The organism is Arthrobacter glycogeni, assembly GCF_054510815.1.
Map to the genome: position 1 here is coordinate 90,404 of NZ_JBTNDV010000012.1, position 25,458 is coordinate 115,861.

Sequence of the window (25,458 nt, forward strand, 5' to 3'; positions counted from 1 at the left end):
ATTCATGGCTCGGGTATGCTGGGAGGCATGGGGATGGTCCCGATGACGTTCTGGTGTGAGACCTCGGCGGCCCTGCGGCAGGCCTCCCGTTGAGGGCCCTTTGGCCGGGCGGTGTTCTGGCCGTATTGGTGCTGATGACCGGCTGCACAGGCAACGGCGAGGTGACCGGTCCGACGCAACAGACGCTTTCCGGGTCCGAGCGTTCGCCGAGCACATCGCCGCGAGCTGTTGAGTCTGTTCCAGGTGTCTCGCCGAGCAGGCGATCGGCTACGTCTGAGTCGTTCACCCCCGGCGAACTGATCGCGCTGAACCAGAACCTGATCGGTGTGGCTTGGGACGACAATGTCGCCCAAGCTCGACGGCTCATCGCCGCCGGCGCTGACGTCAACTACGAGGACGAGACCGAACAGAGTGCTTTCCTTATCGCCGCGAGTGAAGGCTACCTCGAGCTACTGGACCTGACACTGCGCAACGGTGCGGACGTCCACGCACGCGACAGCTATAACGGCACCGCCCTGATCCGTGCCGCGGAGCGTGGCCACGCCGATGTGGTGCGAAGGCTGCTGGAGACCGACGTGGACGTTAACCACGTCAACAACCCGGGCTGGACTGCACTACACGAGGCGATCATCCTGGGCGATGGCTCGCCCCGGTACGTGGAGACCGTGCAGCTGCTCCTCGAAGGCGGCGCCGACGTGAGGCTCCCCGCCCAGAGCGATGGTCTGACGCCCTTGCAGCACGCCACGTTCCGAGGCTTCCAAGAGATCGCTGCCATTCTGCGCGACGCGACGGAACAGTAGACCGCGGACGCCACCACAACAGTAGAAGAAGAGTCGCCACTATCGACAAGAGCCGCTGCGTGGCCGACCGGACAGAGCGCGACGACGTCCGGGCGAAGGTACGCTCGTCCATCAAACGGCTGCCCGTGAAGAATGGCTATCCGCAAACAAACAGAGTGCCGCGATTAAGCTCGTGATGGAGCAGATGGTATCCATGGCGCCGCGCTACGCCGACGCGCGGGCTGAGCGGCTGCCGGGAACTAGACAATTCTCGGCAATTCAACTACCTAATCCCCGCCGAGGAGCGACATCTGGCGGCTCAAAGGGTTCTGGACTCGCCAGATGTAGCTCTTCGGGGAAGGGGTTGATGCGCGGAAGGAAGGAAGGAAGGAAGGAAGCGAGGGAAGGGGTTGGTGCTTGTGGAAGAGAGGGGGAGATGCTGGGCAAGGGAAAGGGCTTACCGGGCAGGGAGCTCCATCGCCACAGCGCGGACGGGAGAACCGTCCATCCCCTGATACGGCAGTGGCAGCACCGACACCCACGGGTCAATAAAATCCACCGACGCCAGATTGGTCAGGTTCTCAACGATCACGCCGTCAGCGCCCAAGAGAGTTCGATGAAAAGGGAGATCGACCTCGGCGCCGGATAGATCAGTGAAATCCGGGTTGAGGGTGTCCATGCCAACCACCGAGATGCCGCGATCCAACAAGCCAACCGCGACTTCGGCGTCGAATGCTGGGTGTCGCAGATACAATTCCGTGCCAAAGTGCGCGGACCAACCCGTTTGGAACAACACCATCGCCACCGAGCCCAGATCGGAAAGCTGCGCTTCGACGTCGGACCAGACAAAGACATGACCAGGTTCAACCTGCGGAAGCCGAACAATCCGGGCCACACCGACCAGCCGGCTGAGGTCGATCTGATCCACCGACGCGCCACCCTCGATGGTGTGCAGTGGCGCGTCCAGATGGGTTCCGGTGTGGGTGCCGGCATGCACCTCGGCCACCTGGAACCCATCCGCAACAATCTCGGCAGTAACGGTGATCGTTACCTCGGGGTCGCCCGGGAAGACCTGCATCCCCGTGACAATGGGATGCGAAAGATCAACGAGCCGCACGGCGCCCGGAATCCGCGCCCGTGGAAACAGCAGAACCATGAGGGGCAGCAGAGTTGCTGAGATGCGAATGATCAGGTGTCCCTGACACGATTCGCTTGGTAACAAGCGCCCACCCCAGGTAGAGGCCCGCGGAGATGATGAAGGTGGGGATTGTCGCGCCGATCGGGCTCGGCACCGAATAGGTGAGGATAAGTGACGCGCTTGCCCCGATCACCCAGACGGCCACCGCGGCGATGTTGACGCCCTTGAAGTACCAGTAGTCGCCGCCGGAGCCGCGCAGGATGTCCCGGTTGTAGTGACGCTTGCGAACAATGTAGTAGTCCACCAGCATGACCGCGAACACGGGGATGAACAGCGAACCGATGATGACGAGGAACGACGTGAACTGGTCCAGCAGCGCCAGCCAGGTGGACCCAAGGATGGAGATTCCGCCGAGGACTAGAGCCGTCGGCAGGAACTTCACCTTGCTCGACGGAACCATGTTCACGACCGAGGACACCATGCCGTACACCACCATGGTGTTTGTCGCCATGACTGACAGGAAGATCACTACGGCCAGCGGCGTTCCAAAGGCTGCCACGATGGCGGTGGGATCGAACGCCACTGCCTCGCCGCCGTCGAGCACCAGATACGCGACAGAGGTCGCGCCGAGCACCATCGCCAGGACCGTTGACAGCGTGTACCCGATGCCCGAACCGATCATCCCGGCGGACTGAGACTTCGCAAGGCGATTGAACTCCGCGGACAGGACTGTCCAGGAGATTGCGGTGGCTATGACGACGTCGAGCACTGCCACTCCGGACCAGTCGAGTTCGGGATCGGCGGGCAGCGCGGCAAAGTCCGACGGCGCGAATGTGGTGAACGCGGTGACGAAAATGTACGCCATGAACGCGAGGATCACGAGGGCGAGCCACGGTTCGACCCGGGCGATGCCAGCGTGGCCGAAGATCGCCAGACACACCACCAGCAGCTGGCACAGGACCGAGAACAGGATCGGACTGGAGAAGCCAGTAGCCTGCTCCACCAGGAAGTTGACTGTGACTCCGGCCAGCATGGCCTGAACCCAACTCCATCCCATCAGGATCACCACGTTGGCGGCGACCGGAAGGAACGAACCGCGGAGCCCGAAGGAGCCCTTGGTCAGCGACATGGTGGGCAGCCCGGTGCGGGTGCCCATATTGCCCACCAGGACGAGGACGGCGCCACCGATCACCGTTCCGAGGATGATCAGCCCGACGGCGAGGGGCCAGGACACGCCGGGAACGAAGAGTGTTCCGGTGAGCAGCGTGGTGACCACGAGGTTGGCGGCCAACCAGATCATGCCCATTCGCCCAGCGCCGAGGCTGCCTCTGATGGGGCCGAAGCCTTCGGAATTCTTTTCCAGATGATCGGACAACCGGGAGAATGCTGAGCCGGACGAGCGTCCGGTACTTTGTGATGTTGACATGGCGCTACCTGGATTCGGGGGAGTCGGGGAGGGGCGAAAGGTGCTCGTGGACGGCGTGGACAGAGCCGGCGTCGTCCCGGTGGAAGACAATGGTTTCCCGTTCAAGGGTGGTCTCGCCGGTGTTGATGGTGGTCTTCACGTCATGGCAGAAGACGGCGGTGTCGCCCAGCAGTTGGATCGACTGGTTGCTGCTCAGGCACTTGGTGACCCGCCAGCCCTCCGCGAGCCATGACTGCCAGAGCGCCTCATAATCGGCCCGCCGTTCGAGTCGCCGGTCCTCGGTATGGAACACGAAGGTGGCGCCGGGGGTGAACGACGCGAAATAGGTTTCTGTGTCAGTCCGTGAAAACGCTGCGACGATGCGCCCAGCGGCTTTTTCGACGTCCTCTTCGGTCAGGCCAGAATGCTCGGTCATTGAGTGCGGTCCTTCTTCGAGAGGTCGACGGCGATCCGCCGCCCACGTAGCCTGCCAGACAACTTTTGTTTTCAAAGTGTGAGTGACATAGCTAACAAATGTCAAAGGATTTATCCAAACCAGTCCCGTTAGACCCGAAAAGGTGACGTTCCCGGTGCGGGAACGCCACCTTTTCGGGTGAGGTGCGGGTACCTAGCGCATGTTCACAAACTGCAGGTCCGCCTCATCGAAGCCCTTGAGCAGCGACATGGTGGCCTGCAGATCATCGCGGGACTTGGAGCTGACCCGCAGTTCGTCGCCCTGGATAGTGGACTTGACACCCTTGGGAGCCTCGTCTCGGATCAGCTTGTTGATCTTCTTGGCCACATCCTGGGCGATGCCCTCTTTGATGGTGGTCTCCAGGCGGAACTCCTTGCCCGAGGCGTAGGGCTCACCGGTGTCGAGCGACTTCAGGGAGATGCCCCGCTTGATCATCTTGGACTGCAGTACGTCGAGGACCGCCAGGACGCGCTCCTCTGAGTTGGCCTTCATTAGGATCATTTCGCCGCTGAAGTCGACCTCTGCGCCGATACCTTTGAAGTCGTAGCGCTGGACGATCTCCTTCTGCGCCTGGTGCAGGGCGTTGGCAACCTCCTGCTTGTCTACTTTGCTGACAACATCAAAAGTGGATTCGCTCGCCACAATGTCTCCTTTGGGGTAGTGAGAAGGATCTGGTCCCAGCCTAATCGGTTCTCCATGGATCGGCGCGTGGGACGATTCACAGCCGATCAACAGGAAGTCCGGTGCCTCCTCACAATCGCTGGTGGAAGTGTGGATTTCAGTGATCGATCTGGAGGAAAAACCATGAGCCACAAACCGCGCGTACGGTACCAAGTTCGAGTCCGGCACGCGGTCGCGGGCACATTCCTCGCGGCCTCATCGGCGGTGTCTATTGCGGGGCTGTCTGCGATGCCAGCAGTGGCGTCCGGGCCGTCGTCGATGGTCGAGGTCACCTACGAGAGGCCAGGCAGCGCCGAGCGGCTGGCCGGAGTCAGATCAGAACTGGACGACGCCGTCGCGTTCGGCTCTGTGACCGCTAGCCAGGCTGACGCGTTCTACACGCAGATTGAGCGTCGCGTCTACGCCGGGCTGTAGGGCCAACCCGGGACTGGATGAGACCGGTCGCAACGCGATTCGATTCTTTGGATGATTTTCTGTAAAGTTATCTTGCCCGCGGTTACCGTGGGTGAACCTCATTTTATGAGGACGTTTGGCAGATTACCCGAGCGGCCAAAGGGGGCTGACTGTAAATCAGCTGGCAACGCCTTCACTGGTTCGAATCCAGTATCTGCCACAAACGCCGGTGCACCGAGAAAGTAGCCCGTTCAGATCTTCGCCAAGATCTGGACGGGCTACTTTTTTGCCCAGAGGTTCACTTGCGAGCACCGCGGATTTCATAGATCGTTGACTGCTGTTTTGGCAAAACTGTTCTAGCAGAACAGGGAAACGATAGAACGTGAAACCATCGGGACGGCGGCCTCGGTATCGGACCCGGTACGTGCAGCACTGCGGTCCGTCATTCTTCATCGAGAGCGAACACGGGGAGACAACCGCGCGCATCTTCGTTAGCGTTAAAGCATGGCAACTATTGAAGTAACCGAGGCAACCTTCCCCGAGACCATTGAGACCAACGACATTGTGTTCGTCGATTTCTGGGCCGAATGGTGTGGCCCGTGCAAGCAGTTCGCTCCCGTGTACGACGCCGTGTCGAAAAAGCACGACGACATCACCTTCGCCAAGGTGGACACGGAGGCCGAGCAGTCCCTTGCCGCCGCAGCCGGGATCACCTCGATCCCCACCCTGATGGCCTTCCGCGAAAAGGTGCTGGTGTTCTCGCAGCCCGGCGCGATGAACGCCACCCAGTTCGGCGAGCTTGTCGACGCCGTCAAGGGTCTCGACATGAAAGAGGTCCACGAGCAGGTGACCCAGCAACAGGCTGCGGCCCAGGCGGGCACCCCGGCAGAGGTACCCGCAAGTGACGCACCAGCACAGGACAATCAAAAGACCAGCTAGTCTTCGGGCTTACGGAGCTCATGAAGAGACCCCCGCCCCTGTCACAGGGGTGGGGGTTTCTTGGTCTCAGGCGCTCTTGGTGATCTGAACCGGCTCGGCCAATAGTGCGCTGAGCGACTCGCCAAGATCCTGCACCGCAGGACCTTGCAGATGCTGCGCTAGCAGCTCCTCGGACTCCCACCGCTCCGTCAGGACGACGCGGTCTTCAGCCACATCGGTGATCTCGTACCTGATACATCCCGGCTCGGCGACCACTTGTTCAACGGCAATATCCAGGGCCAGCTTCACCCTGAACACTTCGCCGGGGTTGGGGAGAAATACGGCGGTCACATCTACTGGTTCGCTCATGCTGTTAAGCCTAGCGGTGACGATGATCCTCGGGCGCCAGCCGCGGACCGTAGGTAGGCTTTCGGAAGCCGCTGGCGTAGAGCATCCGCACTATCCGCTGTCGGTTCCCGGACCACGGCGCCAACAACTCCAGCATCCCAGCGTCGTCGGTCCGCCGGCCGGTCAGTGCCGCGCCGACGTAGGCAGCCAAATGGTAGTCGCCCACGGAAATCGAATCCGGGCAGCCGTGGGTCCGCTGCAGCACCTCCGCGGCCGTCCAGGCTCCGATCCCCGGCACCGAACACAGTGCGGCGGTGACCCTGCCCGCCGACGGAACCCCCGCCAGCCGCTCCAATCCGGTGGCCATCGCCACGGCCTTCATGATGGTGTCCGACCGGTGCGCATCGACGCCCGCACGATGCCAATCCCAGGACGGGACCCGTCGCCACTGGGCGGCGGTGGGCGGCAGCCTGAGTCCCGGAGGTGCCCCAGGCGCGGCCGGGGCAGCATCGCCGTGCCGGGTCAGCAGCCAGCGCCACGCCCGTTTGGCCTCGATCCCGGTCACCTTCTGCTCAAGAATCACACGGACGACGGCGTCGAGCATCCGTCCCGTCGAGGGTAACCGCAACCCGGGATTGAGGTACCGGCCTTTGCGGGCCAGTTCCGGCAGGGCAGCCAGGAAGTGCGGGCTATCGAAGTGGCTCCAGTCGTCGGCGTCGCCCAGCAGGGTGGGGGCCGCGTCCATGGCGGCGCGGGCACCCGGACCCCAGGCCAGCGCATGGACGCGCGCAGTGCCGAGCGCCCCGCGCTGTTCGAGCCGGAGGGTGGTGGCGCCGTGGTCGTTCCGGAACGCCAGCCAGACGCCGCCCTGATGATGAACGAACGCCGGATCAAACGCGCCGCATTGCAACGATCCGATGGTGCCCGCCAGGTTGTACGGGCCCTGCGGTTCCCACACCAGCGACTCGGGCGCGGGAGACCCTGGAGCTGCGCGCTGGGCAACGGAACTGGTCATGACTCAATGGTGTCACGCCGGGCTGACGTCCAGAGAAACTGACGGTGATCTGGTGAGCAATCTGGACATCGGTCAGCAAGGTGGAGAACGGGGAGGGGAATATCGGCCACCGAGGTCTTGGTTGACCACCGAAACGGGATCGCTGGTGGTAGCGGTCACCGGAGAACCAGGAAGGAGCGTGGCCGGCGGGTCCACACCGTCATGGGAGAAGAATACTTCGCGGTAACTTTGTAGGTATGAAGTATGCGAACTCCGTAGTGGACCTGATCGGCAACACCCCGCTGGTCAAACTGAACAGTGTGACCGAAGGAATTGCGGCAACAGTCCTGGCGAAGGTGGAATACCTGAACCCCGGCGGCTCCGTCAAGGACCGCATTGCTGTGAAAATCATCGACGCCGCCGAGGCCGAGGGCAAGCTCAAGCCCGGTGGCACCATTGTCGAGCCGACCTCGGGCAACACCGGCGTCGGGCTGGCGCTCGTGGCCCAGCAGCGCGGCTACCGCTGCATCTTCGTGGTGCCCGACAAGGTGGGCGAAGACAAGCGGAATGTGCTGGCCGCGTATGGCGCCGAGGTAGTGGTCACCCCCACCGCTGTCGCACCCGACAGCCCGCAGTCCTACTACGGCGTCTCCGACCGGCTCACCCGCGAGATTCCCGGCGCGTTCAAGCCGGACCAGTTCTCCAACCCCAACGGCCCCCGGAGCCACTACGAGTCCACCGGACCCGAAATCTGGAACGACACCGACGGCAAAATCACCCACTTCGTCACCGGCGTCGGGACCGGAGGCACCATCAGCGGCACCGGCCGCTACCTCAAGGATGTATCGGCGGACCGAGCCAGCGGACCGGTGCGCGTGATCGGCGCCGACCCCGAGGGGTCCATCTACTCCGGCGGCACAGGCCGCCCCTACTTCGTTGAGGGCGTCGGCGAGGACATGTGGCCCGAGGCCTACGACAAGACCGTCGCCGACGAGATCATGGCCGTCACCGACGCGGAGAGCTTCGCCATGACCCGCCGCCTCGCCCGCGAGGAGGGCCTGCTGGTCGGGGGGTCCTGCGGGATGGCAGTGGTGGCCGCGCTGCGGGTTGCCAAGGAGCTCACCAAAGACGACGTCGTCGTCGTCCTCCTGCCCGACGGGGGCCGCGGCTACCTCGGCAAGATTTTCAGCGACGACTGGATGAAGTCCTACGGTTTCCTGGAAAGCGGAGATGAAGCGACGGTCGGCGAGATCCTGCGCGCCAAGACCGGCAACATGCCGGATCTGGTCCACACGCATCCCACCGAAACGGTGCGCGACGTCATCCACATTATGAACGAGTATGGCGTCTCCAACATCCCGGTCCTCTCACAGGAGCCGCCGGTGAAGATGGGCGAGGTGCTGGGTTCGGTGGATGAACGCCTGCTTACCGACAAGCTCTTCCACGGCGAAGCCAAACTGACGGACAAGATCTCGCAGCACATGAATGAGAAGCTGCAGCTGATCGGGTCGCTGGAGTCGGTGGCCACCGCGCGGGAACGGCTGGTGGACTCTGACACGCTGATGGTCACGTTCGTTGGGTCGCCCGTGGGAATTCTGACGCGCCACGATTTGCTGACCTATATGAGTATCTGACTTCCCCACTCTGACTTCCCTCTAAGGAGCACCATGACGCACGCTGAGAACCAGGGCTTCAACACCCGGGCCATCCATGCCGGCCAGACGCCGGATCCGACGACGGGCGCTGTCATTCCCCCGCTCTACCAGACCACCACGTTTGCGCAGGATGGGATCGGGCAACTGCGGAACGGGTACGAGTACGGGCGTGGCACCAACCCGACGCGTGATTCGCTGCAGACGCAGCTCGCCGCTCTGGAGGGCGCAACCCACGGGTTCAGCTTCTCGTCGGGGCTAGCCGCCGAGGATTCCCTGATTCGCGCGCTGCTGGCACCGGGGGACCGGATCGTCATGGGCAACGACGTCTACGGCGGCACCTACCGGCTGATCGACCGGGTCCTTTCGCCGTGGGGCATCAGCAACGCAGCAGTGGACATGTCGGATCTCGACGCCGTCCGGGTCGCTGTTGGCGATAACACCCGCATGGTGTGGGTCGAGACGCCGTCGAACCCGATGATGAAGATCTCGGATATTTCAGCCATTGCGGCGATTGCGCACGACGCCGGTGCCATCCTCGTGGTCGACAACACCTTCGCGACGCCGTACCTGCAGCAGCCGCTCTCGCTGGGGGCCGACGTCGTCGTCCACTCCACCACCAAGTACATTGGCGGGCACTCCGACGCCAGCGGCGGTGCAGTAATCACCAGCAACGAGGAGATCGCCGGGAAGGTGGGCTTTATCCAGTTCGCTGTCGGTGCCGTCTCGGCACCGATGGAAGCCTGGCTGACGACGCGCGGCCTCAAGACCCTCGGCGTCAGGATGGACCGGCACAGCCAAAACGCCCGGGCGATCGCCGACTGGCTGCAGGGCCGTCCCGAGGTGGAACAGGTCTTTTACCCGGGTCTGCCAGAGCACCCCGGCCACGACCTCGCTGCAGCCCAGATGAGAGACTTCGGCGGCATGATCTCGGTGTCATTCAAGGCGGGCGAGGCGGCTGCCCGCAAGGTGGCCGAGTCGACTCACGTGTTCACCCTCGCGGAATCGCTGGGCGGCATTGAGTCGCTGATGAACTACCCGTCAGCGATGACCCACGCTTCGGTGGCCGGCACTGAACTCGCTGTGCCGGAAAACCTGATCCGGCTGTCTGTCGGCATTGAGGACGTCGCGGACCTGATCGCCGATCTGGACCAGGCCTTCGCCGTGCTGTAAGTCGGTAAACTAACAACGCGCCCGCAGTGAATTGCGGGCGCGTTGTTAGTTAAGTTGTCAGTCAATGGGGTAGCTAGGGCTTTTTGAAGGGGCTGAGGGTCCTGCGAATCAGCCGTCGGTACTTGTTCTCCGGTTTCGCATCCACCGCCTGAAGCCACGCGCCGCTCGGCGGAAGCCACAGCGGCACGATGGCCAGCAACATTACGACGGCGACGACAGACAGCCCCGGGGTCCCGCGCAGCAAGACCGGCAGCCCGACGATGATCCCCATCGACGTCAGCAGTTCCCGTGCGCTGCGCTTCCCCCGCCGCAGCCGGAACACCAGGAAGAACTGCAGCAACGCCAGCACCCCCATCACGACGCCGAGCCCCATCAAACCTGCCCGGTCCTGTTCCTGGAGCCGCGCCGACACCAGGAACGACCCCGACGCCACCAGGAACAGGGTTCCCACTACCAGCCACACAGCAATGCCCAGCCTCAGCGTCCAGGGCAGCGGGGGTAGGGTCACCCGCGGGGTACGCGCCATGCTAGCCGCGGGGGACGACGACGCCGGCCCGGGTTTCAACGTCGTAGCTGTACACGGCACGGCCGCCAATCCACACGGTCAGAGCCCGCTGCATGACGTCCAGCGGGTCACCGCTCCAGAGGACGACGTCGGCGTCCTTGCCGACCTCGAGCGACCCCATCCGGTCGGCCAAACCGAGCACCTTGGCCGGGTTGATCGTGATGGAGCGCAGTGCGGTGTCGCGGTCGAGGCCCTCCTTGATGGCGAAGGTCGCCTGGTGAATCAGGAAGTTGATCGGAATCACTGGGTGGTCGGTGATGATGGAAATTTCGACGCCAGCAGCGGCCAGCTTGCCGGGGTTGGCAATCGACCGGCCACGCAGCTCCACCTTGGATTTGGTGGTGAACAGCGGGCCGATGAGCACCGGGATCCCTCGTTCGGCGATGACATCGGCGAGCAGGTGGGCTTCGGTGCCGTGGTCGAGGACCAGCTCGTAGCCGAACTCATCGGCCAGCCGGATGGCGGTCGCGATGTCGTCGGCACGATGCGCGTGCTGGCGCCAGGGGATTTCCCGGCGCAGCACCATGGCGAGCGCCTCGAGTTTGGGATCGCGGGCATTCTCATCGGCTTTGCCCAGGTAGTTCTGGGCGTCCATGAAGGCCTTGCGGATCACCATGGCGGTGCCCAGGCGGGTCGACGGGGTCTGCTTCTTCTCTCCGTATACCCGCTTCGGGTTCTCGCCAAGCGCAGATTTCAGTCCGCTGGGGGAGCGGAGCACCATTTCCTCGATGTAGCGGCCGTGGGTGTGAATGGCGACGGCGAGACCGCCGATAGGGTTACCCGAGCCGGGGTTGACGTTCACAGCGGTGATACCGCCGGCCAGGGCGTCGTCGAACCCTGGATCGTACGGGTTGACGGCGTCGATCGCGCGGACGCCGGCGGTGACCGGGTCCGTCATCTCGTTGGTGTCGTCGCCAGCCCACCCTTCGCCTTCCTCATGGGTGCCCAGGTGTACGTGGGCATCGATGAGGCCGGGCAGCAGCCACTGGCCAGCGGCGTCGTGAATCTCGGCGCCGTCGGGGATGACGATGCCTGCTCCGAGCGCAATAATCTTGCCGTCCTCCATCAGCACTGCACCATCGAAGGGGGCGCCTTCGATGGGAACAACATGGGCGTTGATGATTGCTGTGACAGTCATGGGTGGTGACCTTTCGGCAGAGTGTTGTGATCTCCAACCTACCGTCTTCGCCCCGCGACGGGTCAGCGTGCGGGCGCGCCAGCGAGCCCGCAGGCCACAGCGGGCCGCCTAGACTGAAAACCGACTCCAGGGAAGGACGAACAGGCAATGGCACGGAAAGCAGCACTCATCACCGGCGTAGGTCGGACGGTAGGGCTCGGCGCCGGGATTGCCCGCCGGCTCGCCGTCGACGGGTGGGACCTGGCCCTGAGCTACTGGCACCCCTACGATCAGCGGGTCAACAGCACGACCAACCCGGCCTCGGAACTGCAGGATCTGATTCCCGAACTGGAGGCCCTCGGCTCACGGGTGGTCGCCCTCCCCGGCGATCTTGAGGACCCCAAGACTCCCGGGTCACTCGTTGCGGCCGCCCGGATGGAACTCGGCACCCTGAGCGGACTGGTGCTTTCGCATTGCGAGGGCGTTGACTCGGGGCTCCTCACCACGTCGGTGAAAAGCTTCGATCGACATTTCGCCGTCAACGTCCGCGCCTCCTGGCAACTGATCAACGCCTTCGCGCTGCAGTGCAACGACAATGGCGGAGCGATTGTCGCTTTGACCAGCGACCACACAGTCAACAACCTGCCCTACGGTGCCTCCAAGGGTGCGCAGGACAGGATTGTGCTCGCCGCAGCCCGGGAACTGGGCGAGCGCAACATCAGCTCCAACGCCCTCAACCCGGGGCCGGTCGACACCGGGTGGATGTCCGACGAGGTGCGGCACACACTCACCCAGCGTCAGCCCACAGGCCGGCTCGGCACCCCAGCGGATGTCGCGGGAGTTGTCGCGTTCCTCCTGTCCAAGGACGGCCGGTGGATTAATGGTCAGTTGGTGAAGGCCGACGGCGGCTTCTCGGCTTAGCCCCGACGCTCGCCTCCGACCGCCGCCTCCGACTTCCGGCCCGAATCCCTGACAGAATGCTGGCATGTCGTCATCTTCTCTCGGTACGTTAGGCACGCTGGGCCGCGTGCGGGTGGGCGCCGGGTTCGCCCTGGCTTTGCTTCTCCCACCGCTGCTGGAATGGGCGATGTTCACCATTGGCAGCGATTTCCTCGCCGTCGATGTGTTGGTCCAGTTGGCCGGTGTGATCGCCGTAGCCCTGGTGGGCGGGCTGTGGCCCGCCCTGCTCGCTGCCCTGTGGGGAACCCTGGTCCTCAACTACTTCTCCACAGCACCTGTCGGATCATTGGAGATCACCGACCCGCAGAATCTGTTCACCCTCATCATTTTTGTCGCGGTAGCCGTGGCGGTGTCGCTGGTGGTGGGCCTGGCCGCCCGTCGCTCCCGTGAGGCCGCGGCGGCGTCAGCCGAAGCCGCGACACTCGGCGAACTGGCTCGCGGCGTTCTGGCCGCCGAAGACACCCTGCAGGGCTTCCTCGCCCACGTCCGCACCCACTTCCAGGTGGAAGCGGTGGCCTTGTTCGACCGGAGTGTCCCTAGCGGCGCCGCTCCGACGCTAGTACTCAGCGACGGGGCCCCGGGTGCCTTCTCAAATAGCGAAAAAACCGACTTAGCCCTGTTTTCGGCCGATACCACCGAGGAGCTGGCCGACGGTCTGGTGCTGGCCCTCTACGGCAGGGCCTTGAATACACGGGAGCGCCGCCTTCTCACCGCCTTTGGATCCCAACTCGCCGCGATGCGGCAACGCCAGGAACTCCTCACCAGCACCCAGACGAACCGCAGGCTCACCGAAGGCAACGTCATGCGGACGGCGATCCTGCGTGCCGTCTCGCACGACCTGCGCACTCCTCTCGCGGGTATCAAGCTCGCCGTCAGTAGCCTTCGGCACGATGCAGTCCAGCTTCCGGCCGACGAGGAGAAGGAGCTGCTGGAAACCATCGAAAACTACGCCGACCGGTTGGACGCGTTGGTCAACAACCTGCTCGATATGTCCCGGCTAACCGGTGACGCCGTGACTCCGCACCTCCGTGCCGTGCACTGGGCCGACGTGATTCCTGCTGCGTTGGCTGGCCTTCCGGCGCGCCGGGTCCGGGTGGAGGTACCCGGTAACCTGCCGCCGGTCGACGCCGATCCCGGCATGCTGGAACGGGTCATCGCCAACATTGTCGAAAATGCCGACAAGTATGCCGGCGGGGAGGACATCGTGATCAGCGCGTCGGTGGAAGGGACGGTAGGCGTTGGTGCCGACGGCGTGCCGGCGGGGGAGCTGCGCGTGGTCGACCATGGGCAGGGAGTGGGAGCTGACGACGCCGCCACCATCTTCCTGCCCTTTCAAAGGGCCAGCGACGCCCCGGCCGGAGCGGGCGTCGGCCTGGGCCTTGCTGTCGCCAAGGGATTCACCGAGGTGATGAATGGCCAGCTGGTCGCCGAAGCAACACCGGGCGGCGGGCTGACCCTGCGGATCCGGCTGCCGCTGGCCACTGGCGTGGGCTCGTGAGGGGGATCCAGTGACCACGGTCCTCATTGTCGATGACGAACCGCTGCTCCTCCGCGCCCTCCAAATCAACCTGCGCGCACACGGCTACCGACCGATCACCGCGGTCGACGGGGCCTCGGCGCTCGCCGCCGCGGCCGACCACCGCCCCGACATCGTGGTGCTTGACCTTGGGCTGCCGGACATGGACGGGATGGACGTGATCGCGGCCCTGCGGGGATGGACTCAGACCCCCATTATCGTGTTATCCGCGCGGCACGGATCGGATGATGTGGTGGACGCCCTCGACGCGGGAGCGGACGACTACGTCACCAAGCCTTTCGGCCTCGACGAACTGCTGGCCCGGCTGCGCGCGGCCAGCCGCCGTGCTGTTGTGCCGGCCTCGCCAATCATCCGGACCCCCGACTTCATCCTCGATACCGGGGCCCGGACGGCCATCCGCGGTGATGCCGAGGTGCGACTGACGCCGACCGAGTGGAAGATCGTGGACCTGCTGGTGGCCTCCCCGGGCCGGCTGATCTCCGGACGGCAACTGCTGCTGGAAGTGTGGGGGCCGGCCTACGCCAAGGAGCTGCAGTATTTGAGGGTCTATCTCAACCAGTTGCGCAAGAAACTGGAACCGGACCCCGCCAGGCCGCGCTACTTCATTACCGAAAGCGGGATGGGGTACCGGTTTGAACCGTGAGGCTCCCTAGGATAGAGGTTATGACAACAGGTTCCCTGCTCGCTGTGTGCCGAGTCCACGCGTTGCTCCCCACGAAGGACTCCACCGGTGTGACTGCTATCGACAAGCGCCCCGTCGATGGACCCGTCAACGTGCATAAGCTGGGCCTCACGGGTGATGTGCAGGCGAGCCGCAAGCACCACGGCGGCGAATCCAAAGCCATCTACGCCTACTCACAGCAGGACGCCGACTTTTGGGACGCCCAGCTGGGCCGGGTGATGGGCCCGGGCATGTTCGGGGAAAACCTCAGGCTGGACGGTATCGACACCAGCCATGCGGTCATCGGCGAACGCTGGCAGGTGGGTGACGACGTTGTCCTCGAAGTAACGGCGCCCCGCACCCCCTGCATGAACTTCGCCCGGTTCGTCAAGGAGCCGCGGTGGGTGAAGCGGTTCGCCGAGGAGAACCGGGTAGGAACCTACCTGCGGGTCATCACCAAAGGATCAGTCCAGGCAGGCGACACTGTCACCGTGGTGAAGCGCCCCGACCACGGGATCACCGGGCACCAGGTGTTCGCCGGCCTGGGCGCCGACGCGGCCCGGCGGCTTCTGAACGCCGAGGAGCGGGGCGTGACGCTCAGCCCCGAAATCCACGCTGTAGTCGCCGCCGTATTGAGAAGGGCCTAGCAGGGCACCAAGGCTCACGCGGGTGTGGGCAGGCTCACGCGTTGTCGTCGTCGTTGTGGATGCGGCCCGGCACCCCCATGCGGTACACTTGGAACATCCCCCACACCGGTATTCCCTTAAAATTCCGCCCATTTCGCTGGGCTGGATAGGTTGTGTTGGGGCTCGCAGAGTAAGCATGCGGGCAGATTCATCAGGGAGCGCCGGCTAGAAGAAAACGTCATACAGACCGCTGAGATAGCGGCCGCCAGTTATGACGCGAAGTCCTGCCGCGGGATTGAAACAGTGCCGGATTTCTATGTTCATGGGCTGGAATCATCCTTTAGTTCCAGCTCCCCGGCATCTACCTGAAGGTCAATCCCTCATGCCAGAAAATAACGCTCCCGAAACTCTAGTAGCTCGCGACGCCGTGGACGCTCCCCAGAATGTTGAAGCTCCCGAAGCTGATGACATCAAATTCACCGACTTCGGTCTTGACGGCCGTGTCCTCGCGGCCCTGAGCGATGTCGGCTACGAAAAGCCTTCCCCCATCCAGTCCGCCACCATTCCGGTGCTGCTGGAAGGGCGCGACGTCGTCGGCCTCGCGCAGACGGGTACCGGTAAGACCGCAGCATTCGCGATTCCCGCCCTGTCCCGCATGGCCGAGCTCGCCGACCTCAACGGTCCCAGCAAGTTCACCCAGATCCTGGTGCTCGCACCGACCCGCGAACTGGCGCTGCAGGTCGCCGAAGCTTTCGCTTCCTACGCCAAGCACATTGACAACTTCACGGTCCTGCCGGTCTACGGTGGAGCGCCCTACGGCCCTCAGCTGGCCGGCCTGCGCCGCGGTGCGCAGGTAGTGGTGGGTACCCCAGGGCGCGTTATTGACCACATCTCCAAGGGCTCACTCGACCTGTCCAACCTCCAGTACCTGGTCCTGGACGAGGCCGACGAGATGCTGCGCATGGGCTTCGCCGACGACGTCGAGCAGATCCTGTCCGGTACACCAGATGACAAGCAGGTGGCGCTGTTCTCGGCAACGATGCCTAGCGCCATTCGCCGCATTGCGTCGAAGTACCTGAACAATCCAGCAGAAATCACCGTCAAGGGTAAAACCTCGACTGGCACCAACACGCGTCAGCGCTTCCTGCAGGTGATGGGCCCGCACAAGCTGGATGCCCTCACGCGCATCCTTGAGGTCGAAGACTTCGATGGCATCATCGCGTTTGTGCGCACCAAGATGGCGACCGAAGACCTGGCGGACAAGTTGCGTTCACGGGGCTTCCAGGCTGCAGCAATCAACGGTGACATCCCCCAGCAGCAGCGCGAGCGGACGATCGAAGGTCTCCGCGACGGCAAGTTCGACATCCTCGTGGCCACTGACGTCGCCGCCCGCGGGCTCGACGTCGAGCGCATCTCACTCGTCGTCAACTACGACATCCCCCACGACACTGAGTCCTACGTGCACCGCATCGGCCGGACCGGCCGCGCGGGCCGTTCAGGCGATGCGATCCTCTTCATTACGCCGCGGGAGAAGTACCTGTTGCGCTCGATTGAAAAGGCAACCCGTCAGCCTGTCGAGCAGATGCATCTGCCATCCTCCGACGCCGTCAACGCGTTGCGGCTGAACAAGTTCGCTGACCGGATCACCGAGACCATCGCCACCGAAGACGTGTCAATCTTCCGTGACCTGATCTCCAGCTACGAAACCGAGCACAACGTGCCTGCCTCCGAGATCGCAGCAGCCCTCGCCGTCATGGCGCAGGGTGGCAACCCGATCCTGGTCAAGGACATCCCCGTTGCTCCAGCGGGCCAGAAGGAACGCGCAGCAGGCCGCAAGGATGGTTTCGGCTCACGCGGACCCACCCGCAGCCTGACCGAAGGCAACGCGACCTACCGCATTGCTGTCGGTCGTCGCCAGCGGGTCATGCCCGGCTCAATCGTTGGCGCCATTGCCAACGAGGGCGGCTTGTCCTCAGCGCAGATTGGCGGCATTGACATCCGCGCCGACCACACCCTGGTGGAGCTGCCAGCGGACCTGTCCAAGGACCAGTGGCGTGCCCTGTCGAAGACGCGTATCGGCGGCGAGCTGATCCACCTCGAACTGGACAAGGGCCGCAAGCCAACAGGCGACCGCGACGGCTTCAAGAAGCCGTTCAAGAAGAGCGAAGGCGAGGGTGGCGGCTTCACTAAGGACCGCGGGCATGACGGCGGCTTCCGCTCGTCCGGACACAGCGCCAGCGCCAGTGGAGATCGTAAGGAACGTCACGGCAAGGGTGCCGGCGCGGGCACCACCCAGCGTCGCGACAAGTGGTGACTAAGTAGCTGATTGATTTCGCCAGATCCCCCGGTTTTTCGGGGATCTGGCGGTGAAATCATGGCCCGGCCCGAGCGGTCGGAAGCTGATTTCGTGTAGGTCGCAGAAGCTGGTAAAGTTTTCTGCTGTTGCCCCCCTAGCTCAGTGGTAGAGCGCGTTCTTGGTAAGAACGAGGTCACCGGATCGATTCCGGTGGGGGGCTCTCAAGTGGGAGTCCCGCAAGCAGGCCAGACGGCCCGGCTGCGGGCACACTCATTTGTGGCGGTGTAGCTCAGCTGGTTAGAGCGCACGACTCATAATCGTGAGGTCCCGGGATCGAGTCCCGGCACCGCTACAGACATAGCAGGTCAGAGGCTGAAAAGCCGCTGGCCTGCTTTCTTTTTGGCCTTTAGCCTTTAGTACCGCAGGACCAGTGCCCCACAACCAGCATCCTTATAGGATGGGGCGAACACTCGCACTGAACACCGCACTGAACACCGGGCTGTCCGCGGCGCACGAAACGGATGGAACCCATGACCGACAACAACTCCGAGTGGGGACCCACCGACAACCCGGCCGACCTCCCGACCCGTGCCAGCCGACGCCGTGGTCACGTGACCGACCAGGGCACCGGACCGATCTCCGGGGCTTCACGGTTCGCCGACCGGCTAGCCCCCGCCGAGGTTGCCGGCGCTGAACCCGCGGACGCTCGACCAGCTGCCCCGGCGCCGTCCGCGTCGGCGGTGTCCACGTCCGCGCCAGCCGGGTCTGGAGCGCTCGCAGCCTCAGCGCCAACGGCACCGGGCCGCCAGTCGGCGGAGCGGCCGTCCGGCCGCAAGTCCTTTCTGGCCCCCGACACCTCACGGGTTCCTGCAGAGACCGGGTTGAGGGGCTTCCTGTCGAAGCTCGGTATCCGGATCGCGCCGTCCAAGCGCGAACTCCTGGAACGCACCAATACTCGAGCCGTGAGCCAGCACAGGCCCGGCCCGCGCACCATCTCGGTGGTCAACGGCAAAGGTGGCGCCAACAAGACGCCCACCACAGTGATGCTGTCCTCGGTGTTTGCCCGCAATGGCGGGGGACCAGTGCTGGCCTGGGACAACAACGAGACCCGCGGAACCCTCGGGTGGCGTACCGAACAGGGACCCCACAGTGCCACCGTGATGGATCTGCTCCCGCAGACCGACCAGCTGTTGGCACCGTCGGCCCAGTCCGCGCTGCTGGCCCGCTACGTGCATCACCAGACCGAAGACAAGTACGACGTTCTGCGGTCCAAGCCGGACGTCCTCGCGTCCGAGCAGAAGGTCACCGCCGACAATTTCGACGACCTGCACGAGGTGGCCTCGAAGTACTTCAGGCTGAACATCGTGGACTCCGGCAACGACGAAACCGCCGAACGGTGGCTGCGGATGATCCACCACACGGACCAGTTGGTCATTGCCACCACCACCCTCGAGGAACACGCCGAGGCAGGCGCCCTGCTCCTGGAAGCACTGCAATCCCGGGGTGGGCGGTATGCCGAACTGTCGCGGAACGCCGTCGTCGTCGTCAGCCAGTCGGACAAGAACGGCACCGCAGCTCAGGCTCAGGAGATTGCCGATGGGTTTGGGCAGCTCGCCCGCCGGGCCGTGACCATTCCCTACGATCCGGCGCTGCACAAGGGGCGCATCCGCTGGGTCTACTTGAGGCCGGCGACGCAACGTGCTTGGCTATCGGCTGCAGCGGCGGTCGCCGAGGGACTTTAGCAGTTACGCAGCTTGCTTATTATTTAGGGTGTTAATAGTGTTGGGATGTACGACATCGACGTTTTGAACACAGGAGGAAGCATGTCCCCCCATAACATTTCCGGTAAAAAGGTCGCGTTTCTACTCACCGACGGGGTGGAGCAGATTGAACTCACCAGCCCCTGGGACGCAGTCAAGCAGGCTGGCGGAGAACCGGTCCTGGTGGCGCCGGGCACCGGCACCATACAGGGCTTCAACGGCACCGACCAGGGCGACAGCTTCACCATCGACCTCGCGGTGGCTGACGCCAACGCTGACGACTTTCATGCACTGGTGCTACCCGGCGGCGTCATCAACGCCGATCACCTGCGGGTCGACAAGGATGCCCAGGCGTTCGCCCGTGCGTTCTTCGCCCAGCATAAGCCGGTTGCCGCGATCTGCCATGCACCATGGCTGCTCATCGAGGCAGGAGTTGTCAGCGGTCGCGACCTGACCTCGTATCACACGCTGCAGACCGACCTCCGCAATGCCGGGGCCAACTGGAGCGACGACGAAGTGGTCACCGACCAGGGCTTTGTCACCAGCCGCACGCCTGACGATCTCCCGGCTTTCAATGACAAGATGATTGAAGAGATTGCCGAGGGCGAGCACGCGGGCCAGACTGCCTGACCGCAGTATCACTGTCTGATTGAAGGACCGGCGGAAAACCGCCGGTCCTTCAACGTGTTCGGGGTCGTACGCGCCCGGGTGTCTACAGTTGGGGGATGGACGACGGACGGTTCCTCTGCAGGGGCGTGAGCTGGCACCGCGACGGACCGGCACTGGAGCTGGCGACACCCGATGGCGCCCAGACGGAGCTGAAGTTGCCGGTGGTGGGATCAGCCCAGCGGGACGGCGTCGACCTCGGTTTTCGGGTGCTGAGCGGGTACGGCGAGCGGCACTGCCTCGGATTTCACAGTGTGTATGGTCCGGATTCCCGGGATCACACGGCGTGCCCCCAGCAAGCGACCGCCGAGCGCGGATACCAGTGCGGCAGGTGTTTTGCGCGCGATGATCTGCGGTTCATGCACGATGTGCACCGCTTCGGAGTCGCCCCGGATGGCCTGCTCAGCTACCTCGCCCAGGAACACTGGCTCTACGTTGCGACCTTCGCGGATGGTGCCTCCAAGATCGGTACCGCGTCGAATCTGCGCAAATGGCATCGGTTGGCGGAACAGGGTGCCGTCGTCGCGCGCTATGTTGCGCGTGCCGACGACGGCCGGATCGTTCGGGTCCTTGAGGACGCGGTGACCCGTCACGTGGGGCTGGTGCAGGCCGTGCGGTCCGCCGCGAAAACGTTGGCTTTGGTGTCGCCGCTTCCTCCGGGACGTCTCGACGGGATAAATGCCGGGTTCGCTGCCAGCGTGCGCCACCTGCTGACCGACGGACTGGACCTCCCCGGTTTCAGGGTGGCCGATCAGCGGTGGGAGGCGCCGTCGTCGTGGTCGCACGTCCTTTCAGCGGTGGGAACGCAGCCGTACCCCCACAACCTGGCCGCCGGGGAACACGGATTCCGGGTGGAGGCACTGGTGGGGCCCACCGCGCTGAGCTTCATCGGAGGCTCGGATGTGCCGCTTCTCGCCGACCTCTCCCGGTTGAAGGGGCGGCGGATCGAGTTGGGGCGGTATTGTTCGGTGGTTCCCGAGGTCCAGGCGGCACTGTTCTGACGGCTGATCTCACTCGGGTGTCACATACGCGCCGGAAATGCCCCCATCTACCAGGAAGGTTGACGCGGTGATGAAGGAGGAATCGTCGCTGGCGAGGAACGCTACGGCAGCGGCGAGTTCTTCCGGTTCAGCGAAGCGGCCCAACGGAACATGGATGAGGCGGCGGGCGGCTTTCTCAGGGTCCTTGGCGAAGAGGTCCTTCAGGAGGGGTGTATTGACCGGACCCGGGCACAGTGCGTTGATGCGGATGCCCTGGCGGGCAAACTCGACGCCCAGCTCCCGGCTCATGGCGAGGACCCCTCCCTTGGATGCACTGTAGGAGATTTGGGACGTTGCGGCGCCCATGACGGCGACGAATGACGCCGTGTTGATGATCGAGCCTTTGCCCTGGGTCTGCATGTAGGGGATGGCGTATTTGCAGCAGTAGAAGACCGAGGTGAGATTCACCTCCTGCACCTTGCGCCAGGCATCGATGCCGGTCTCCAGGATCGATCCGTCGGCGGCGGGGGAGATGCCGGCGTTGTTGAAGGAGATGTCCACCCGCCCGTAGGTCTCGTTAGTGGTCTCATAGAGGTTTTTGACTTCCTCTTCGTTTGTCACATCAACTTTGACGAAGAGGCCGCCGACTTGTTCGGCGGCACGCAGGCCGGCGGTCGGGTCCACATCGGCGATGACGACATGCGCCCCTTCGGCGGCGAATCTGCGGGCGGTTGCCAAACCGATGCCGCTGGCGCCGCCGGTGATCACGGCGCTGCGGCCCTCGAGGCGGTTGGAGATGGTCTGCTGGGTCATTTCTGGCTCCCTTTTGCTGATGTCGGAGTCACGGGTGGGTGGCGATGAAGACGTTTTTTGTTTCGGTGAAGGCGTCCAGGGCGTCTGGTCCGAGTTCGCGACCAAGTCCTGACTGCTTGAAGCCTCCGAAGGGTGTGGAGTACCGGACCGAGGAATGGGAATTCACCGAGAGGTTCCCGGAGTCCAGGCCGCGCGCCATCCGCAGCGCGCGGCCAATGTCCCTGGTCCAAATGGACCCCGAAAGCCCGTAGATGGAATCGTTTGCAAGACGGAGCGCATCGGTTTCATCGGTGAAAGGAACGACGGCGACGATCGGTCCGAAAATCTCCTCGCGCATCACCCTGTCCTCCCGGGAAGGGGTCAACACCGTTGGTGGAAACCAGAATCCCTTACCGTCCGGTGCGTTCCCCTGGAACGCGATGGAACTGCCGGAAGGCAGGAAGCCGGAGACGGTGTGCCGTTGCGCGGCGGAGATGAGCGGTCCCATGAACGAGTTCTCGTCCCGGGGGTCACCGACCCTAAGCGACTTCACCACTGGTTCCAGAAGCTCGAGGAACCTTTCGTACACGGTGTCCTGAACGAGGATCCGGGAGCGGGCGCAGCAGTCCTGGCCGGCGTTGTCGAATGCCGCCCCGGGCGCGGCAGCGACTGCTTCCTCAAGGTTGGCGTCCCCGAAGATAATGTTGGCGCTCTTGCCCCCAAGTTCCAGGGTGACCGGTTTGACCTGCTCGGCGCAGCCGGCCATGATCCGTTTACCTACCGCGGTCGAGCCGGTGAACACCACCTTCCGCACGGACGGGTGGGTGACGAATCGCTCCCCCACCACCGAGCCCTTACCCGGGATGATCTGCAGAACTCCCTCTGGAAGGCCAGCTTCCAGGGCGAGCCGTCCGATCCGCAGCGCGGTCAGCGGGGTCACCTCCGCGGGCTTCAGGACAACAGTGTTGCCAGCGGCCAGTGCGGGAGCAAAACCCCAGGCTGCGATGGGCATCGGGAAATTCCAGGGCACGATCACGCCGACGACGCCGAGAGGTTCGTGGAAGGTGACGTTGATTCCGCCGGCCACTGGAATCTGTTGGCCGAGGTGGCGTTCCGGCGCGGCGGAGTAGTAGTTCAGCACATCCCGGACGTTTCCTGCCTCCCACCGGGCATTGCCGATGGTGTGACCGGCATTCCGGACCTCCAGCTGGGCGAGGTTTTCCAGATCGTCCTCCACCGCCGCGGCAAAACGGCGCAAGAGCATTCCGCGGTCGGACGGGGCGACGTGTCGCCAGGTCTCGAAAGCCCGCGCCGCTTTGGCTATCGCCTGGTCAGTGTCCTGGAGGCTGGCCAGGGAAACGGTCTCGATGATCTCTTCGGTGGCCGGGTTCACTACGTCACATGTGGTGGTCGACATTGATGGTTCCCTCCGTTCGTGTTTTGGAGTAGGTACGGGCGGCTTCGATGAATCCTTCAAACAGCCGGAGGTCACCTGGATCCTGTTCGGGATGGAACTGCACCCCGAGGACCCACCCTCCTGACGTCGTTTCGACGGCTTCGATGGTCTTGTCGGCCGCTGTTGCGGTGACGCGGAGCCCGGCGGCAACGTTGTCGAGAGCCTGATGGTGATAGCAGGGGGCTGTGGCCCGCGGCCCCAGCAGGCCAGCGCTGATACTTCCGGTCGCCGTCGTGAACTCGACACTTCCAAAGACGCCGGGCGCGGGTTGGTATCGGGAGGCGGGCAACACGTCCGGGACATGCTGAATGAGCGATCCACCGAGGGCGACGTTGAGAATCTGGGCACCACGGCAGATGGCGAACAACGGCAGTTCCACCGCCAGTGCCGCGCGCGTCAGGGCGAGGTCATGGCTGTCCCGGGAGGGTTGCGCGAGGGTCAGTGCATGCGGCTCGGCGCCATAGTGTTCCGGGCCGACATCGGTCCCGCCAGCGATGATCAATCCGTCCAGCAGATCGACGATAGAAGGGTCGGAGCCGACGGGTGGGAGTAGCACCGGGGTTCCCCCTGCAGCGACGACTGCCTCCACATAGGTGCCTGGAAGGAGGGCGGCGTCAGCAGTCCACACTCCCCACGCGGCCTCCTGATAGTAGGTGGTCAGCCCGATCCGGGGGCGGTAGGGTTCAGAGGCGTTCAAAGACACGCCTCCGCTCCCAATCCGTGACGGCACTGTCGTAGGCTTTCAGTTCGACCCCGGCGGCGTGCACATAGTGGTCAACGACCTCGTCGCCAAAGGATTTCCGGGCAATTTCGCTGGCTGCCAGCAGCTCACGGGAATCGCGCAGAGTTGTGGGAATCCGGTCTGCCATGGACTGGTAGGCGCTGCCCTGGGTGACGGCTTCAAGCGGGAGCTCGTTTTCGATGCCATGGATGGCCGCAGCGATGAGTGCAGCGGCGGCGAGGTAGGGGTTCACATCGCCGCCGCCCACGCGGTTTTCCACCCGGAGGCCGGCACCGTGTCCGACCACCCGCAGCGCACAACTGCGGTTGTCCAGGCCCCATGCTATCGCGGTGGGCGCGAAGCTGCCTTCAACGAACCGTTTGTAGGAGTTGATATTGGGGGCCAGGAAGTAGGCCATCTCCTTCAGGGAGGCCAACTGGCCTGCGATGAAGTGTTCCATGATGGGGCTGAAGCCGTGCTCGCCGTCGCCAGCGAGCACGGGCTTCCCGTCGAGGTCGGTAAGGCTGAAGTGGATGTGGCAGGAATTGCCTTCACGTTCGTTGTACTTGGCCATGAAGGTGATGCTCTTGCCCTGCTGGGCGGCGATCTCTTTGGCCCCGTTCTTGTAGAACGCGTGGTTGTCGCAGGCGGTCAGGGCCTGCGCATAGCGGAAGGTGATTTCCTGTTGGCCGTAGTTGCATTCACCCTTGGAGGATTCGACGATGAGACCGGCCTTTTCCATACCGGTCCGGATACTTCGGATGACTGGTTCCAGCTTTGCCGTGGCGAGGAGGGAATAGTCGATGTTGTACCGGGTGGAGGGGGTTAGGCCTTCGTAGTTCGTCTTCCAGGCTTCCTCGTACGTGTCATCGAACATGATGAACTCAAGCTCGGTGCCGATATGGGCGCGGTAGCCCATCGCCTCGAGCCGTTCGATCTGTGCCCGGAGGATCTGCCGGGGTGACTGGCTCACCGGACGACCGTCCGGCCAGAGGATGTCGCATTGGATCATGGCCGTGCCCGGCAGCCAGGGGACGAGCCGGAGCGTAGAGACATCAGGTCGCATGACCATGTCCCCGTAACCGTTCTCCCAGGAGGACATCGCGTAACCGTCGACGGTGTTCATTTCCACGTCAACAGAGAGCAGGTAGTTGCAGCCCTCCGCCCCGTGACCCAGGACATCCTCCAGGAAGGAACGGGCGCCGCAGCGTTTCCCCTGGAGTCGGCCCAGGGAATCGGTGATGGCAACCACCACGGTATCGATGTCACCAGCGGCGACCCGTTTCCTCAGCTCATCGATGCTCAGCTGTGCGTGTGTGCTAACTGTCTGATCGGTCATCTGTTATCCGTCGCTTTGACTTGGTT

At 63.8% G+C, this 25,458-nt stretch carries 25 protein-coding genes and 3 tRNA genes; 16 read left to right on the forward strand and 12 right to left on the reverse strand.

Translation table 11 applies throughout. From position 1 onward, the window contains the following. Nucleotides 1-89 precede the first annotated feature (89 nt). On the forward strand, nt 90-800 hold the full coding sequence (locus tag ACX80G_RS13335; protein WP_459308132.1) for an ankyrin repeat domain-containing protein: 711 nt from the start codon (nt 90-92) through the stop codon (nt 798-800). Nucleotides 801-1,236: 436 nt separating this feature from the next. On the opposite strand, the gene ACX80G_RS13340 is transcribed toward ACX80G_RS13335, so the two are convergent. The 4 genes from ACX80G_RS13340 to ACX80G_RS13355 all read right to left on the reverse strand — a co-directional run bounded on the left by ACX80G_RS13340 (nt 1,237) and on the right by ACX80G_RS13355 (nt 4,439). After that, nucleotides 1,237-1,935, reverse strand: a complete 699-nt coding sequence (locus ACX80G_RS13340) for a cyclase family protein (protein WP_459308133.1) — start codon at nt 1,933-1,935, stop codon at nt 1,237-1,239. Beyond that, a complete protein-coding gene (locus ACX80G_RS13345; protein ID WP_459308134.1) occupies nt 1,883-3,343 on the reverse strand; it encodes a purine-cytosine permease family protein in 1,461 nt (486 codons plus the stop codon). Before ACX80G_RS13345 ends, ACX80G_RS13340 begins: the two co-directional genes overlap by 53 nt. 4 nt (nt 3,344-3,347) lie before the next feature. After that, nucleotides 3,348-3,758 carry a YybH family protein gene (locus tag ACX80G_RS13350; RefSeq protein WP_459308135.1) on the reverse strand — a complete coding sequence of 137 codons (411 nt, stop codon included), beginning with the start codon at nt 3,756-3,758 and terminating at the stop codon, nt 3,348-3,350. 192 nt (nt 3,759-3,950) lie between these two features. Continuing rightward, nucleotides 3,951-4,439 carry a YajQ family cyclic di-GMP-binding protein gene (locus tag ACX80G_RS13355; protein ID WP_196842058.1) on the reverse strand — a complete coding sequence of 163 codons (489 nt, stop codon included), beginning with the start codon at nt 4,437-4,439 and terminating at the stop codon, nt 3,951-3,953. Between the two features lie 162 nt (nt 4,440-4,601). Between ACX80G_RS13355 and ACX80G_RS13360 the strand changes: the two genes are divergently transcribed. The 3 genes from ACX80G_RS13360 to trxA all read left to right on the forward strand — a co-directional run bounded on the left by ACX80G_RS13360 (nt 4,602) and on the right by trxA (nt 5,810). Continuing rightward, a complete protein-coding gene (locus tag ACX80G_RS13360) occupies nt 4,602-4,892 on the forward strand; it encodes a hypothetical protein (RefSeq protein ID WP_459308136.1) in 291 nt (96 codons plus the stop codon). A gap of 117 nt (nt 4,893-5,009) precedes the next feature. After that, nucleotides 5,010-5,091 (forward strand) — tRNA-Tyr (locus tag ACX80G_RS13365). A gap of 284 nt (nt 5,092-5,375) precedes the next feature. Beyond that, on the forward strand, nt 5,376-5,810 hold the full coding sequence (gene trxA / locus ACX80G_RS13370) for a thioredoxin (RefSeq protein WP_459308137.1): 435 nt from the start codon (nt 5,376-5,378) through the stop codon (nt 5,808-5,810). A 66-nt stretch (nt 5,811-5,876) separates the two neighbouring features. Here the strand turns inward: trxA and ACX80G_RS13375 are convergent, their stop codons facing one another. Further along, the gene (locus tag ACX80G_RS13375; RefSeq protein ID WP_459308138.1) at nt 5,877-6,158 is read right to left on the reverse strand and encodes a putative quinol monooxygenase; all 282 of its coding nucleotides are present in this window, start codon (nt 6,156-6,158) and stop codon (nt 5,877-5,879) included. Between the two features lie 10 nt (nt 6,159-6,168). Further along, nucleotides 6,169-7,152 (reverse strand): DNA-3-methyladenine glycosylase family protein, encoded by a 984-nt coding sequence (locus tag ACX80G_RS13380; protein ID WP_459308139.1) that lies wholly within the window; start codon nt 7,150-7,152, stop codon nt 6,169-6,171. Between the two features lie 236 nt (nt 7,153-7,388). Here ACX80G_RS13380 and ACX80G_RS13385 point away from each other — a divergent pair, with 236 nt between their 5' ends. Both ACX80G_RS13385 and ACX80G_RS13390 read left to right on the forward strand, forming a co-directional pair. Next, entirely contained in the window at nt 7,389-8,765 is a 1,377-nt protein-coding gene (locus ACX80G_RS13385; RefSeq protein WP_459308140.1) for a cystathionine beta-synthase, read from the forward strand. Between the two features lie 33 nt (nt 8,766-8,798). After that, nucleotides 8,799-9,956 (forward strand): cystathionine gamma-synthase, encoded by a 1,158-nt coding sequence (locus ACX80G_RS13390; protein ID WP_459308141.1) that lies wholly within the window; start codon nt 8,799-8,801, stop codon nt 9,954-9,956. Between the two features lie 73 nt (nt 9,957-10,029). Here ACX80G_RS13390 and ACX80G_RS13395 read toward each other — a convergent pair whose 3' ends face one another. Together ACX80G_RS13395 and ACX80G_RS13400 are read right to left on the reverse strand one after the other, a co-directional pair. Further along, the gene (locus ACX80G_RS13395; RefSeq protein ID WP_459308142.1) at nt 10,030-10,482 is read right to left on the reverse strand and encodes a hypothetical protein; all 453 of its coding nucleotides are present in this window, start codon (nt 10,480-10,482) and stop codon (nt 10,030-10,032) included. A 1-nt stretch (nt 10,483) separates the two neighbouring features. Next, the gene (locus tag ACX80G_RS13400) at nt 10,484-11,659 is read right to left on the reverse strand and encodes an amidohydrolase (protein ID WP_459308143.1); all 1,176 of its coding nucleotides are present in this window, start codon (nt 11,657-11,659) and stop codon (nt 10,484-10,486) included. A gap of 147 nt (nt 11,660-11,806) precedes the next feature. On the opposite strand from ACX80G_RS13400, the gene ACX80G_RS13405 reads away from it, so the two are divergent. The 10 genes from ACX80G_RS13405 (at nt 11,807) to ACX80G_RS13450 (ending at nt 21,145) form a co-directional block, all read left to right on the forward strand. Further along, nucleotides 11,807-12,559, forward strand: coding sequence for an SDR family oxidoreductase (locus tag ACX80G_RS13405; RefSeq protein WP_459308144.1), 753 nt, complete (start codon nt 11,807-11,809; stop codon nt 12,557-12,559). Nucleotides 12,560-12,623: 64 nt separating this feature from the next. Beyond that, complete coding sequence (locus tag ACX80G_RS13410) at nt 12,624-14,096, forward strand: sensor histidine kinase (RefSeq protein WP_459308145.1); 1,473 nt, start codon at nt 12,624-12,626, stop codon at nt 14,094-14,096. A 10-nt stretch (nt 14,097-14,106) separates the two neighbouring features. Then, nucleotides 14,107-14,778 carry a response regulator gene (locus ACX80G_RS13415; RefSeq protein ID WP_459308146.1) on the forward strand — a complete coding sequence of 224 codons (672 nt, stop codon included), beginning with the start codon at nt 14,107-14,109 and terminating at the stop codon, nt 14,776-14,778. 20 nt (nt 14,779-14,798) lie between these two features. After that, entirely contained in the window at nt 14,799-15,443 is a 645-nt protein-coding gene (locus ACX80G_RS13420) for an MOSC domain-containing protein (protein WP_459308147.1), read from the forward strand. A gap of 361 nt (nt 15,444-15,804) precedes the next feature. Next, nucleotides 15,805-17,736 carry a DEAD/DEAH box helicase gene (locus ACX80G_RS13425; RefSeq protein WP_459308148.1) on the forward strand — a complete coding sequence of 644 codons (1,932 nt, stop codon included), beginning with the start codon at nt 15,805-15,807 and terminating at the stop codon, nt 17,734-17,736. Between the two features lie 130 nt (nt 17,737-17,866). Beyond that, nucleotides 17,867-17,938, forward strand: a tRNA-Thr gene (locus tag ACX80G_RS13430). A 58-nt stretch (nt 17,939-17,996) separates the two neighbouring features. Continuing rightward, a tRNA-Met gene (locus ACX80G_RS13435) sits at nt 17,997-18,070 on the forward strand. A gap of 178 nt (nt 18,071-18,248) precedes the next feature. After that, nucleotides 18,249-19,460, forward strand: a complete 1,212-nt coding sequence (locus tag ACX80G_RS13440; RefSeq protein WP_459308149.1) for a MinD/ParA family ATP-binding protein — start codon at nt 18,249-18,251, stop codon at nt 19,458-19,460. Between the two features lie 81 nt (nt 19,461-19,541). After that, entirely contained in the window at nt 19,542-20,108 is a 567-nt protein-coding gene (locus tag ACX80G_RS13445) for a type 1 glutamine amidotransferase domain-containing protein (protein WP_459308150.1), read from the forward strand. Between the two features lie 95 nt (nt 20,109-20,203). Then, on the forward strand, nt 20,204-21,145 hold the full coding sequence (locus ACX80G_RS13450) for a DUF2797 domain-containing protein (protein WP_459308151.1): 942 nt from the start codon (nt 20,204-20,206) through the stop codon (nt 21,143-21,145). 9 nt (nt 21,146-21,154) lie between these two features. Here ACX80G_RS13450 and ACX80G_RS13455 read toward each other — a convergent pair whose 3' ends face one another. From ACX80G_RS13455 to ACX80G_RS13470, 4 genes are read right to left on the reverse strand one after another with little or no spacing between them, the layout of a single operon-like run. After that, on the reverse strand, nt 21,155-21,937 hold the full coding sequence (locus ACX80G_RS13455) for a 3-oxoacyl-ACP reductase (protein ID WP_459308152.1): 783 nt from the start codon (nt 21,935-21,937) through the stop codon (nt 21,155-21,157). Between the two features lie 28 nt (nt 21,938-21,965). After that, nucleotides 21,966-23,333 carry an aldehyde dehydrogenase family protein gene (locus ACX80G_RS13460; RefSeq protein WP_459308153.1) on the reverse strand — a complete coding sequence of 456 codons (1,368 nt, stop codon included), beginning with the start codon at nt 23,331-23,333 and terminating at the stop codon, nt 21,966-21,968. Then, entirely contained in the window at nt 23,314-24,075 is a 762-nt protein-coding gene (locus tag ACX80G_RS13465; protein ID WP_459308154.1) for a gamma-glutamyl-gamma-aminobutyrate hydrolase family protein, read from the reverse strand. The genes ACX80G_RS13460 and ACX80G_RS13465 overlap by 20 nt, the downstream gene beginning before the upstream one ends. Next, a complete protein-coding gene (locus ACX80G_RS13470; RefSeq protein ID WP_459308155.1) occupies nt 24,056-25,432 on the reverse strand; it encodes a glutamine synthetase family protein in 1,377 nt (458 codons plus the stop codon). Before ACX80G_RS13470 ends, ACX80G_RS13465 begins: the two co-directional genes overlap by 20 nt. Nucleotides 25,433-25,458 lie beyond the last annotated feature (26 nt).

Excerpts from the sequence above, each read along its gene's own strand:
- ACX80G_RS13340 (WP_459308133.1), bottom strand. The coding sequence starts at position 1,935 with ATGGTTCTGCTGTTTCCACGGGCGCGGATTCCGGGCGCCGTGCGGCTC.
- ACX80G_RS13345 (WP_459308134.1), bottom strand. The coding sequence starts at position 3,343 with ATGTCAACATCACAAAGTACCGGACGCTCGTCCGGCTCAGCATTCTCC.
- ACX80G_RS13350 (WP_459308135.1), bottom strand. The coding sequence starts at position 3,758 with ATGACCGAGCATTCTGGCCTGACCGAAGAGGACGTCGAAAAAGCCGCT.
- ACX80G_RS13360 (WP_459308136.1), top strand. The coding sequence starts at position 4,602 with ATGAGCCACAAACCGCGCGTACGGTACCAAGTTCGAGTCCGGCACGCG.
- trxA (WP_459308137.1), top strand. The coding sequence starts at position 5,376 with ATGGCAACTATTGAAGTAACCGAGGCAACCTTCCCCGAGACCATTGAG.
- ACX80G_RS13375 (WP_459308138.1), bottom strand. The coding sequence starts at position 6,158 with ATGAGCGAACCAGTAGATGTGACCGCCGTATTTCTCCCCAACCCCGGC.
- ACX80G_RS13380 (WP_459308139.1), bottom strand. The coding sequence starts at position 7,152 with ATGACCAGTTCCGTTGCCCAGCGCGCAGCTCCAGGGTCTCCCGCGCCC.
- ACX80G_RS13385 (WP_459308140.1), top strand. The coding sequence starts at position 7,389 with ATGAAGTATGCGAACTCCGTAGTGGACCTGATCGGCAACACCCCGCTG.
- ACX80G_RS13390 (WP_459308141.1), top strand. The coding sequence starts at position 8,799 with ATGACGCACGCTGAGAACCAGGGCTTCAACACCCGGGCCATCCATGCC.
- ACX80G_RS13395 (WP_459308142.1), bottom strand. The coding sequence starts at position 10,482 with ATGGCGCGTACCCCGCGGGTGACCCTACCCCCGCTGCCCTGGACGCTG.
- ACX80G_RS13400 (WP_459308143.1), bottom strand. The coding sequence starts at position 11,659 with ATGACTGTCACAGCAATCATCAACGCCCATGTTGTTCCCATCGAAGGC.
- ACX80G_RS13405 (WP_459308144.1), top strand. The coding sequence starts at position 11,807 with ATGGCACGGAAAGCAGCACTCATCACCGGCGTAGGTCGGACGGTAGGG.
- ACX80G_RS13410 (WP_459308145.1), top strand. The coding sequence starts at position 12,624 with ATGTCGTCATCTTCTCTCGGTACGTTAGGCACGCTGGGCCGCGTGCGG.
- ACX80G_RS13420 (WP_459308147.1), top strand. The coding sequence starts at position 14,799 with ATGACAACAGGTTCCCTGCTCGCTGTGTGCCGAGTCCACGCGTTGCTC.
- ACX80G_RS13425 (WP_459308148.1), top strand. The coding sequence starts at position 15,805 with ATGCCAGAAAATAACGCTCCCGAAACTCTAGTAGCTCGCGACGCCGTG.
- ACX80G_RS13440 (WP_459308149.1), top strand. The coding sequence starts at position 18,249 with ATGACCGACAACAACTCCGAGTGGGGACCCACCGACAACCCGGCCGAC.
- ACX80G_RS13445 (WP_459308150.1), top strand. The coding sequence starts at position 19,542 with ATGTCCCCCCATAACATTTCCGGTAAAAAGGTCGCGTTTCTACTCACC.
- ACX80G_RS13450 (WP_459308151.1), top strand. The coding sequence starts at position 20,204 with ATGGACGACGGACGGTTCCTCTGCAGGGGCGTGAGCTGGCACCGCGAC.
- ACX80G_RS13455 (WP_459308152.1), bottom strand. The coding sequence starts at position 21,937 with ATGACCCAGCAGACCATCTCCAACCGCCTCGAGGGCCGCAGCGCCGTG.
- ACX80G_RS13460 (WP_459308153.1), bottom strand. The coding sequence starts at position 23,333 with ATGTCGACCACCACATGTGACGTAGTGAACCCGGCCACCGAAGAGATC.
- ACX80G_RS13470 (WP_459308155.1), bottom strand. The coding sequence starts at position 25,432 with ATGACCGATCAGACAGTTAGCACACACGCACAGCTGAGCATCGATGAG.